This is a genomic window from Mesorhizobium sp. M7A.F.Ca.CA.004.12.1.1 (genome assembly GCF_003997835.1).
In the GTDB taxonomy this organism is placed as follows: Bacteria; Pseudomonadota; Alphaproteobacteria; order Rhizobiales; family Rhizobiaceae; genus Mesorhizobium.
This window is the reverse complement of the sequence record NZ_RZRK01001265.1, coordinates 1-1,085: the sequence shown is the minus strand read 5'-3', so window position 1 is coordinate 1,085 and position 1,085 is coordinate 1. Positions and strand designations below refer to the sequence as shown.

General features: G+C 65.8%; 2 protein-coding genes. Both read right to left on the bottom strand.

Annotation, left to right across the window (positions count from 1 at the left end; translation table 11 throughout):
• Positions 1 to 738, bottom strand: a 738-nt coding sequence (locus EN984_RS35665) for an AAA family ATPase (RefSeq protein ID WP_127384408.1), incomplete at its 3' end; no start/stop codon positions are given.
• 48 nt (positions 739 to 786) lie between these two features.
• The coding region (locus EN984_RS35660) for a PDZ domain-containing protein (RefSeq protein ID WP_127384407.1) at positions 787 to 1,085 on the bottom strand (299 nt) is incomplete at its 5' end.

Genomic DNA, 1,085 nt, shown 5'->3' with positions numbered 1-1,085 from the left:
CTGGCCCTTGTCGTAGATCGGCGCGCGGCGCTGGACGATGCGCTGCAGTCCCTCGGGATCGAAGACCTCGCCGGGTTTGGCTGCCCGCCAGACTTCTTCCGCGAGCGTCAGCGAGGCCCGGCCGTCGCCATCGCTCATGCGGATGAGCATGGTCCGCGCCTCGTCGTCGAGCGGCAGCGCCCTGCCCTCGGTCTCCTCCGCCCGCACCATCAGCTTGGAGATGCTCTCCTCGCCAAGCGAATGGAAGACCAGAACGCGCGCGCGTGACAACAAAGCGGCATTCAGTTCGAAGGACGGGTTTTCGGTCGTGGCGCCAACCAGCACGACTGTCCCGTCCTCCATGACCGGGAGAAAGCTGTCCTGCTGGGCACGGTTGAAGCGATGGATCTCGTCGACGAACAGCAAGGTCTGGCGGCCATTGGTGCGGCGCAATTTGGCCGCTTCGAACACCTTTTTCAGGTCGGCGACGCCGGAAAAGACAGCCGATATCTGCTCGAAGGCCAGGCTGGTTTCGCCGGCAAGCAGGCGCGCCACGGTGGTCTTGCCGGTGCCGGGCGGCCCCCAGAAGATCATCGAGCCGAGCGAGCCGGAACCGATCAACCGGGTCAGCGCGCCGTCAGGGCCGGTCAGATGCTCCTGGCCGACGACCTCGCCAAGGTTTCTCGGCCGCAGCCTGTCGGCCAGCGGCCGCCCAGGCGGGGTCTTTTCCGGTTCATCGACGCTGAACAGATCGGCCATGCACTTCTTTTTCGTTGGAGCATGAGCCCGAATGCACGGAACCCAGCCCTAATAACGCAACACCTGACGCATTATCTGCCCGCCACGCTCGACGGTAAAGCGCCACCAGCGCGTATCCGTCCTGGCCGCCAACTCCAGGGTCGCCGCGGTATCGATGGTGGTGCCGTTCACCTCGCGCACGATGTCGCCCGGCTGGAAGCCGAAATCGGCGGCCGGAGAATCACGGTTGATGTCGACCACGGTGACGCCCTTGATGTCCGTGCGCAGGCCAAGCCGCTGCGCGAGCCGGGGCGACAGCTCCGCGACCTTGGCGCCCGAAAACGGGCTGCGGCCATGCAGCGTCACCT